The following is a 9,627-nucleotide window of genomic DNA, read 5'->3' on the forward strand; positions in this document are numbered from 1 at the left end:
TCCAGGATAAGAACCGTTCTTGTCATATCCGGGATCATCCGCTGATCGAAAGGACGGTTATCGTCTGGCAGGACAGAATAATTGACTACTGGTGTATGTACTGTAATTGTATTGATCCCGTTAATCGAGAACTGCTGATCCGCAGTCCCGCCATTGATATTTCCAGCCATCAGTCCATAGTGGAGTTCACCAGAGCTGGGAATATTCCGCTTGTTGGGATGCGTTCGTTCAATAGTATTGCCTGCTTGATAGAGCACCTGATCACCGATGGGCTGAGGCACAGGTATAGTCCCAGGAGTTGGACCTACTTCTGTGGCGATCCGCCCATCCATAATCGTCTGTCCGCCGAAGGTTAAGGTGTCATTTTGCACCTCTACTTTCTTAGCAGCCTGCTCTGCCAACGGGCGAAGTGCTCCCATATCATTATCTGGAACGGGGCGGGTTGTTGTTCCAGACTTGGTACCTGCTGGAGCCGTTATACCGGCCGGTGCAACAGGCGGTATAAGTTTACCGCTGATTTCTGTTGAATAGTTCGGAGCGGTATATCCATTGGGCAGCAACGCAACACTTCCTCCAGGAAGCGTATCATTTCTTAAAGTAGCGGAACTAAGCTTATATATCTCCAAATTATTCAAAGTCCAGTAGGAGTAAGGGCGCTCGATGGTATAATTATATGTTTTGGTTTCTGTTTCGCTTTTTGGATCTGGTTCTTTGTGGGTCCCCATCCCCTCTGCATCTGGCACATCCTTCTGCGGGTCCCACGTTAACGTATATGTCTTTTGAATTTCTATGTTGTAACTGCATGTTCCACTCATCTGTACAAAGGTATTCTGAAATAGATAGTTCTGAGAGGCAGCATGTCCATATAGACTTTCTGACGTCGGTATTCCCTGCAACACATCAAACTGCTCGTTTCCCCGCTGATCGGCACGAATTTCGGCCGTGACAGTCGGAGTCATAAACCCGCCGGAGATGCTTTGACCAGGGGAGGGGTTAGAGCACACGACGTCTCCGCCCGGTGGCGTTGTAGGCGGCGGGGACGGAATAACTCCGTCGTCGTCTCTGACGTACACTTCATACACGTTGGGGTAACGGTAAGTGTAGGATTTAATATCAAATTTATAATTGGCGAAGTAATACATCATTGCAGCGGCCCCATTCCCGCCTAATTCAACTCTTGAGCCTTCATGATCATGCTTCTGCGTGAAGGTAATACTCGCCTTACTTAAATCAGGAATTGTCAGACCAGTTATTACAGTCGTTGAATCGGTTGTGCCTGACGAGTTTGGAGCTAGTATTTCTGCATCATTAATAGTCCTTACATTAACACCAGGTTGAAACGGATTAGTATCATTTAAAGTATCTGTTGTCGAATCAATATATGTAGTAGCAAAAGAGCCGTAATCTACACCACCGATGCTATAAAATGCTTCGTACCTATAATAGGCGACTTCCATCTTAACAATTTGGCCTGGCCATTTGTCTTTTGTAATCCCACCAATAGTTTCACTTCCTGTAGTTGAGTCTCCTATGTCAGACCATCCCAGTTCAGTTGGAAATGCCTCCCAATGTGTACCGGCAATACTTCGTTGCCATGCAAACCATGAACCATTCCCTACATTATCAACAGATTTTACTGGAACAGGTTCCCCATGTAACGTTATGGATTGATTATAAGTCCGGGCATTTACTGTTATCGTTTGTAGTGCCTGACCATCTTTTTTCAAGACAATCTTAGTTATAATCTTCCCCGTTCCGGCATCAATGCTGAATGGTTTTGTCGTAATTGTTTTCTCTTTATAAAAAACTGATTCATGATCTCTCCTAAGATTAGAGTCATTTGGCGTATATTGTACTCCGGCAGTGGTGTACAAAGATTCGGTAGCTGCCTTAGTAGAAACAGCAAATAACATAGCAAGTCCTATAAACAATATTGAGAGCACTAAGGTTACACGTATTACTTTATCTTTAACATTCAACCGTCACGCCACCTTTACTGCTATTTAGAGAGCGGACCGGAGAAACTTATTAGCTTGTTTCTTACCATGTAATAACTTGAAAAGGCAGGAGTAGATATCATGAATGTTATTGTAGATTCATGCATCCATCCTGTTTTTGGTAAAATGATAATTGGCTGATCTAATGGTTTATCCTTAAATACAGAACCAATTCTGTTTAATTTCCCATTCCCAAATGCTTGTATATCATCGTTATAAATTCCGATAACACCAAAACTTACAAAATTATGAAAGGATGCATAGTGCTCCGTGTCTTCGTTGACAACATTAGATTTAAAATAGAGTAAATAGCTATCTCTCCATTTAGAAATAGGTATCCCTACCGCTGAATTAGAGGAAGGCTCATTATTCCATTTCAACTTTGAAATCGGTGGAATTTCAGAAAGGTTCGGATCATTGGGATCTGCTAGATCAATAGCAATAAGGGCTTCTAATTCTCCGCGATATTTTCCATCTTTGGAGTTAACAATCATTTTGTCTTTCTTCCATAAATCTTCCACGTTGTCTTTCACTTTTTTATCTATAAATACCTCTGGCATAATTGTAAATATATTAGTCCCATGCCAAGCCAATTCGGCACTGCTGATAGTGTATTTATCTGTGGGTAGCGTCCCACCACCTCTTACCGTTAGAACGCGTTCGATGACAGCTACGGACTGTGCTCGTGTTGTCTTTTCATCAAGTCCCAGTTGACCGCCGCCCAGTCCATTTACCAGCCCTTTCTTAGTTGCTAAATACATCCACTTGTCATTATCCTCTGTGGTCAGACCTGCAGCGCGAGCGGCAATCCGGGCCATTTCTTTACGCGTGATCTCCTTGTTCCACTCTGTAGACGAGTTTGTGAAATCGCTATTTATGTAGATTTTTTCATTTTGCGCCGCTGTTACATAACTCTCGTACCATGAGCCCGAGCCTGCCTCCACAGATTGTCCAGTCGCCGTTACAATCATTTTTATAAACTCTGCCCGGCTGATGTTGGCACTAGGCTTGAATAACCCTCCGGGATAGCCATTGATATAGCCTTTGTGCACCGCAGTTTCAATACCCGGTCTCGCCCAATGATTGGCAGGAACATCATTAAATTGTGAGGAATCCGCTTTAGCTTGTGGAATCGAAGTACTGCCAATAAACAAGGTAACACCTAAAAGCATCGTCACTGTTTTTCGCACTTTTTGTTTTATTTCATACATTTGTTATCTTCCTTTCAAGTTTGGTAGATTGTTTGTGTTACTGCAAAAAAAAGCAAATGATCAATCATTTCTTTATATTATTTCCTCCTCTTCATTCACACGTTTACAAATTAGTCACGATACTCGTATGTACTTAGTCAATTGCTAAGTGGTTAATGCAGATGTATCTATCAAAAAGCATTAGACTTCTATTTATCGGTTTTATTTACCATAAGATTTATATATATCCATTCTTTTTTGTATCTGAGTATTAAAAAGAAAGAGTAAAAGGCAGCACATCCTAAAGGATTTTGCTCCGCAGCAGCAATAGATGGCCCCGCCTGAACGAACACGCTTACTCCAACCAGAAAAATAGCGACAGCTTGGATTAACATTAACTTTTCCATTTGAATCCCCACATTTTATACTCTCTAATTCGTCATAAAGAAGTTGATTACTCAATACCAACTTGTAGACAGAATATTTATTTCTGTTGTTCTTATTTACCATTAATTGATATATATCCTTTTACTCCCCTTGGTGTGTCAATCGCATGCAGCGCCGACGTATGGACAAGGTCATGAATCAAATTCGGGCCAAGCAGGGGAAACGCGGGGACCAGAAGCTTGTGTTTCTCATCGTGGATGACACGTCCTGCAAAAAAGACAAGTCGACCAAGAAGATGGAGGCGCTAAGCTTCCAGCATTCCCATGAAGCCGGCAAGTCCGTCTGGTGTCATTGCTTGGTTACGGCTCACGTGGTCGCAAGTGGCTGTTCATACGCTTGGGATTACCGTCCCTACTATCCAAGAGGCGTATTGCCAGGCGGCGACTGCCCTTTAAGAGCAAGAACGACCTGGCCCTTGAAATAACCGAAGCTTTTTCAGCCCAAGAGGACGAGCGTGTCTATGTTCTCATGGACAGCTGGTACACGAGCGAAAAAGTCATCAACGCCTGTAACCGCAAGGGATTCCATGTCATTGCCGCGTTGAAAACCAACCGCCGAATTCGTCCGGCAGGGGTATCTCTTCCGCTGGATGATTTTGCTGAGCGGTACATCCGAAAATCTGACCTTCACTCCGTTACGGTGGAGGGCCAGGGGACGTACTGGATCTATCCTTACGAGGACCGGTCAGCGATATCGAAAACGTCAAGCTCCTGCTGTCCTGTAAGGACGCGTACACCGCTTCGAGCATACGGATTTGTCTTTGGATCTCGTTACGATTCAGAGATACTACGCCGTACGCTGGAACATCGAGACGGGGTATCGCTACTTCAAAGAACTGCTGGGCTTCGATCAATACCAATTGCTTTCCTTTACGGGCATTCAGCGTTTTTGGGCGATCCAGTTCCTGACACAAAACGTTCTGGAGTCTCAGCGGCAGGAATGGATGAAGAAGCAAGCCGAGTTGACGCTTGGTGATGTGGTACGCCGCATTCGAGAAGAGTACTTCGGGCAGACCATCGTCTATGTGTACCAGCAGGCCCTCGAGAAAAAACCTCTTTTCGACATTCTAAAGCAACTCAAGCTGTCTGCCTGAAACGTCGATTGGCCGAGATACTACAGGTCTGCCCTTTTAGGCCCCAATCAAGTGAAATTCGCAAGACTCAAGCTGTTTATATAACGGTGATATATTATGTACAATATATACGAAATAACTAGATCTTTATAAGAGTACTATATGGGTTAATTCCTGAATCCGTGAAAGAACTAACAAACAGATTAACTCGAGTTTCCATGCACTGATGAGAGATAAAAAATGAGCTTGACCGGTCGATTACTTAAATAATGGCATAGTGAAACAGAGCTGTTCACAAGGAAAGCTCGAGGAAAACATATGTTCTTTTTTTTATCCGGACAACGTCACATAAATGCGCTGGAACGTCTGAAACCATGGACTGTGTCTTCCGAACGGAGTTTGGTTTGCCGGGCATGCTCCACCATTCGAGAGGCCAGCCAGATCAAATTTTCAATGACGGTTTTGACCCGCCGCCGACTTACCTTGCTTTTCACGGGCGCATCCGGTTCTTGGATAGAAATTTGTCCAATGGCCCGCAGTAGATTATAGGCAAATTCCACGGACTGATCCAGTTGAAAACGGACAGGGTTCATCTGTGCACCTCCGAGGTGAAATGAAGAAATTCGGGAATTCTTCCCTTTTCTCTATTTTAAGCCACCGGAGTCTATTTTTCTAACCTTTTCAGTATTTCGTTTCACGGATTCAGGTATCGGCTTAATCTACTATTTATTTACTTTATATCCTTACTTTTAAATTTTTTAGACCTAATTACCTTGGGATTACGCTTTGATTAAACTCCTTAGAATGAAAAATAAACCATCATACTAATTACCTGATGGTTATTTTATGTATGCTCTAAATTCAAATTGTTCCCTTACAAAGCGAGCTCCGGCGAGCTTAGTATCCCTCTACGATGCCTCTGTAATCCAAGTGGCTGATTGGGTCCGGTTCTTCTATACTGACAGATACCTTGGATTGAGTTAGGGCTGCTATTAGGAAGTCTATATCGCTCCTAGTACTTTGTATGTAGTGCTCAAACAATCCACTCCCTATGTAAAATACCCCGCCAATGCGGGCAGGGTACAGTGCTTCCGTTACATCTATCTTATCGCGTCTGGAACAATGTGTACATGCAGTTCTTCTGCAAGGAGTAGCCCCCTCATATATTCAAAGTGCAACATCTTGGTATCCCACCCTAGCTAATTCTTTATTTATTAGACGAATACCTATCCCATTTTCTATGTCCTATGTGCAGTCAAACGTTAGTCCAATATATCTGCCTTCAAAACGTCTCGCAGATGGGACATAAATCCCGACTAACCTGATCCTTCCAAGAAGTTGGTCAATCGTTTCAATTAAAAGGTAATTTTCATTAAATGAAACATCATATCCAAGCTCATATCGTTTTTGCTTGTAATAATCTAAAATTGGTTGCAAAATACTTTGTTGAAGATGTCTCCAATCTGTACTAATGAATTATATGAAGCGTACTGTTTTCCACTAAATTCACCATCTTCTTCACCATCTATCATTAAAGCAATATCGACTTCTTTTTCACAAAACTCAATGGTAGTGTCCCGACTCCACACATAATCATATTCAAGGTCGCCAAAAACTGCATCATTTATTTTCATTTAGAATACCGCAAGAAATCGAACATAACAAAAAAAACAGGTCAATCATGGAGGTATTTGACCATAATCGACCTGTTTTATGTAACGCTTTAGCGTTAATTAGGTTATACTTTTCAAACATTACTGTACGTATAAACGAAATGACTAAATCTTTATATGGGTATTACAGGTTAAGTATGTTATTGGTTGAATGATGGTTTCATTCGGCACTGGGTAGCCCTCTAGCCCCATCCATAGTACCACCTATTACTCGTATGGCACACTACCAATAAAAACATAGCTATAACCATCTCTTTTAACTTCCTTAATATCACAACTATATTCGTAGTTATATATTAGGATTGCAGAGTTTATTTCTGAAGGAAGTTGATTAGTCCGCAATGCCTCAAAGCCTGGAATGACTACATCATCATATGAGCAACCATCTAACAAATCAGACAACAAACCAATGCTTCTTTCATGAAATACTCGTTCAATGAATGGTTCATCAATATCATCCATATCAATGTTGAAATCTAGCAAAAACTGTGATGGTAGCCATTCTCCCTCGTCTGAATATATAAGCGTAACATATTTTTGAAGGGTGCTTTCATTTTCGTCAGAGCCTATCCACAAGGAAACAATACCTTCTTTTTCCACTTTTTTTCGCTCCCCTACTCTAATCTTAGACCTGGTGGTAAAGAATTAATTCCACCATTGAGTCTATAGTTTGCCCAATTATTAAGCCTTCGTATAAACATATCGTAACTAGTTGAAGAATCAATAATACGAAGTAATTCATTATGAGCAGCAGTAGAACCTAACCCACCATGCTTCCCAGTAGGGTTAACAAACTCTACTTCACTTATTGCTGTTCGTAACTCTCTAACCTGGTCGGCACTTACTCCCCATCTTTTAAACGTTGGAGCACGAGACACTAAGTGCCATTCGTGCATTCCACCAGGAGCACGAAGTTCCCTTTCAATCGCCTTACGAATCTTCTTATCCTTCCAAAGTTCATCAAGTTCATCTGGGGTTTTCGAGTTAAACCAGTCATTAAACTTACCACTCTTGACTGTAGGTACTAACTCGGATGTCTTCACTTCCCAGTTAGTACCTTCACCCGTCCCCTCAATAGCCTTTCCACCCTGTTCTTTTCGGATAATATCCATTTCATTGTTGAAATGAATTTGCACGGGTGTCTTTGGAAGTGACTTTGTATCTGTCTGAATATCGTTTATATTAAATTGTAATCCTTCATTTGTACTGAATTGTGGGGATTGACGAGCATTAATCTCTTGCACTGGGTCTATTGTTTTCGGAAGCTTTGGCTTCGGCAATCCGCCACCGGTGGGTAGCAAGGACTTTTCGACTGGACCGTATAACAGCGTCACCATTCCCAGACTATTCATCCAATGGTCAGCCGACCAGGCTTCTTCTGGATTAAACGCCCCCTTCGCCATCTCCACTGTCCCCAACGTCAACCAATCTGCAAACTTCTCCTTTGAATCAAACATATGGTCTGATCGGTCTTTTGCTCCCTCATACATTGCTACGGGAAGATCGCCTGTAATTCCTAATGTCAGCCAATTGAAAAAATCATAAGGAGAATCTGTGGCCTTATCCGCACGAGTTCTTAACGTACCCACAAAAGCTGTTCCAATCTCTTTAAAACTGTCTAGCGATTTAAAGAAAGCATTTTTCGACTTCTCTGAATTTTCTTCTTTTTCATCCTGCGCTTTTTTTATAAACAGATTGTAGCTTCCTAATTGGACGATTGAGGAAGTGAATTGGGCAACGTCTTTCCAAGCTTCTGCACCTTGATTCGTCATCACATGCACTCCCAAATTGACCCCAGTGGCAATCATCTGCTTCATTGTAGCATGAATACTTTCCAGCTGCCCCTTCGCCCAATCGGCCTGATCCCCTGTCCCCATCGCCATTCGCAGCAGCAGTTGATACGCCTCATTCTGTACCAGCGGTACGCTGCTGGTCGTGATCGACGGATCATAGTCACACGCCCTAACCGCCGCCTGCTTGTAATAGATACCTAGATCCTTCCCCGCCTGATACTGGACTTCGTCAATACCCAGAGATTCCAGCTTCGCTCGCGCGTCTTCCGCCAGCTTATGCATCGCGTTCATTTGGCTCTGATTCCCAAAAGCCTTATACACCCCAAACGCCGTCTGCGCCTTTGCGATCTGATCCCGTGCTTCAAAGATATCCTTTAACTCGCTTTGCGCTGCAATCTTTTCCACCGTGCCGATGCCTATTTGTTTGATAACTCCTTGAAGCTGTTGCACCCTTGGGTCCTGATTCAGTTCATCCCAGCCCAGCAGGCTTGCCACCGTGTGAATCAGGTTCGTCGCGGCCTTCTGGGCGAACGCAGGGATGGAGATTCGTCCTCCGTTACTGTTACCATGCCCGCCTAGGCTACCGAACAGTCCGCCAAGAGCACTCCATTGTTGACCCAACTGACTCGCAGCACGTCGATTCTCTTCCTGTAGCCCCTTAACACCCTTCAATGCGCCCCGAATGACATCTTCAAGCTTCTCTGCCTCTACCGTCAACTCGTTCAAGAGTACCTGCGCTTGCTGCAAGTCGTTCCCTAACGGGATTCCATTCCAGTTGCTGGCCTGGCCTTTCAGTTGCAGGTATAGATGATTCGTATCTTGACTGAGTAATCCTATTTTCGTTCGCAAGCGCTCGACTTCATCTTCTTTGAAGATCAGCTGTTTGGATGACATCCGTTTCCTCCTACTCTACCCTCGCTTATCTACCTTGACCCTGATAATCATTGCGAACCGAGAAATCCGATTCAAAAAGAACCGCATCCCCGGAGGTGAAAGAGAAAGTATGTCCCTGATTATCCATATCGGAGGTCATCTGTCCTTCAATCGACCACATATTTGCTATAGGGGCTTTATAGCCAAGCACACGAGTGTCTGCATCGTTATTCTTCACGGTATAAATGCCGAAGTTCACCACGATGTAGCCGCCCTTCATAAACTCGTTCTCATGCCCATCCAACACGCCACCATATCGGTTGGCTAGAGAAACCACATTTGTTCCTTTAGGAAGAATGTAAGGAGCAATCGGCAGATGATATTCCCCATACCAATGCTGTACACTTCGAACCGCCTCCACCGGATTCACCACATTCGGAATGGACGTCGGGCCGATCAAGGTGCGGGATTTATACGGCAAAATCTCAATATCATATCCGGTGGCAATTTTGGTCTTTCGCTTCACGTAATTTTTATAGAACTTGATCCAGGAAGTTTGTTCTCTCTCCGCATCGGACAGTA

9 protein-coding genes and 2 pseudogenes are annotated in these 9,627 nt (G+C 43.4%); 2 read left to right on the forward strand and 9 right to left on the reverse strand.

What is annotated here, in order from left to right:
• The 3 genes from GJB61_RS30910 to GJB61_RS30920 all read right to left on the reverse strand — a co-directional run.
• A partial coding sequence (locus tag GJB61_RS30910; RefSeq protein WP_229522540.1) for a DUF5704 domain-containing protein occupies positions 1-1,979 on the reverse strand: 1,979 nt, incomplete at its 3' end.
• 20 nt (positions 1,980-1,999) lie between these two features.
• Positions 2,000-3,208, reverse strand: coding sequence for an S-layer homology domain-containing protein (locus GJB61_RS30915; protein WP_154122855.1), 1,209 nt, complete (start codon positions 3,206-3,208; stop codon positions 2,000-2,002).
• Positions 3,209-3,396: 188 nt separating this feature from the next.
• Positions 3,397-3,594 carry a hypothetical protein gene (locus GJB61_RS30920; RefSeq protein WP_154122856.1) on the reverse strand — a complete coding sequence of 66 codons (198 nt, stop codon included), beginning with the start codon at positions 3,592-3,594 and terminating at the stop codon, positions 3,397-3,399.
• Between the two features lie 146 nt (positions 3,595-3,740).
• On the opposite strand from GJB61_RS30920, the gene GJB61_RS30925 reads away from it, so the two are divergent.
• Positions 3,741-4,058, forward strand: coding sequence for a transposase (locus GJB61_RS30925; protein ID WP_154122857.1), 318 nt, complete (start codon positions 3,741-3,743; stop codon positions 4,056-4,058).
• An 11-nt stretch (positions 4,059-4,069) separates the two neighbouring features.
• Here the strand turns inward: GJB61_RS30925 and GJB61_RS32065 are convergent, their stop codons facing one another.
• Positions 4,070-4,264 carry a hypothetical protein gene (locus tag GJB61_RS32065; RefSeq protein ID WP_229522541.1) on the reverse strand — a complete coding sequence of 65 codons (195 nt, stop codon included), beginning with the start codon at positions 4,262-4,264 and terminating at the stop codon, positions 4,070-4,072.
• A 130-nt stretch (positions 4,265-4,394) separates the two neighbouring features.
• On the opposite strand from GJB61_RS32065, the gene GJB61_RS32070 reads away from it, so the two are divergent.
• Complete coding sequence (locus GJB61_RS32070; protein ID WP_229522542.1) at positions 4,395-4,727, forward strand: hypothetical protein; 333 nt, start codon at positions 4,395-4,397, stop codon at positions 4,725-4,727.
• Positions 4,728-5,050: 323 nt separating this feature from the next.
• On the opposite strand, the gene GJB61_RS30935 is transcribed toward GJB61_RS32070, so the two are convergent.
• From GJB61_RS30935 to GJB61_RS31410, 5 genes and pseudogenes are all read right to left on the reverse strand, one after another.
• A complete protein-coding gene (locus GJB61_RS30935; protein ID WP_154122858.1) occupies positions 5,051-5,299 on the reverse strand; it encodes a hypothetical protein in 249 nt (82 codons plus the stop codon).
• A 574-nt stretch (positions 5,300-5,873) separates the two neighbouring features.
• Positions 5,874-6,340 (reverse strand): annotated as a pseudogene (locus GJB61_RS30940) (DUF6985 domain-containing protein).
• A gap of 246 nt (positions 6,341-6,586) precedes the next feature.
• Entirely contained in the window at positions 6,587-6,979 is a 393-nt protein-coding gene (locus GJB61_RS30945; RefSeq protein WP_338116214.1) for an immunity 22 family protein, read from the reverse strand.
• Between the two features lie 14 nt (positions 6,980-6,993).
• Positions 6,994-9,066 (reverse strand): hypothetical protein, encoded by a 2,073-nt coding sequence (locus tag GJB61_RS30950; protein ID WP_154122859.1) that lies wholly within the window; start codon positions 9,064-9,066, stop codon positions 6,994-6,996.
• Between the two features lie 25 nt (positions 9,067-9,091).
• Positions 9,092-9,627 (reverse strand): annotated as a pseudogene (locus tag GJB61_RS31410) (DUF5704 domain-containing protein); the annotation flags it as partial.

It is taken from the genome of Paenibacillus monticola (assembly GCF_009664975.1).
Classification (GTDB): domain Bacteria; phylum Bacillota; class Bacilli; order Paenibacillales; family Paenibacillaceae; genus Paenibacillus_AQ; species Paenibacillus_AQ monticola.

Excerpts from the sequence above, each read along its gene's own strand:
- GJB61_RS30950 (WP_154122859.1), bottom strand. The coding sequence starts at position 9,066 with ATGTCATCCAAACAGCTGATCTTCAAAGAAGATGAAGTCGAGCGCTTG.
- GJB61_RS30925 (WP_154122857.1), top strand. The coding sequence starts at position 3,741 with ATGCAGCGCCGACGTATGGACAAGGTCATGAATCAAATTCGGGCCAAG.
- GJB61_RS30920 (WP_154122856.1), bottom strand. The coding sequence starts at position 3,594 with ATGGAAAAGTTAATGTTAATCCAAGCTGTCGCTATTTTTCTGGTTGGA.
- GJB61_RS30935 (WP_154122858.1), bottom strand. The coding sequence starts at position 5,299 with ATGAACCCTGTCCGTTTTCAACTGGATCAGTCCGTGGAATTTGCCTAT.
- GJB61_RS30915 (WP_154122855.1), bottom strand. The coding sequence starts at position 3,208 with ATGTATGAAATAAAACAAAAAGTGCGAAAAACAGTGACGATGCTTTTA.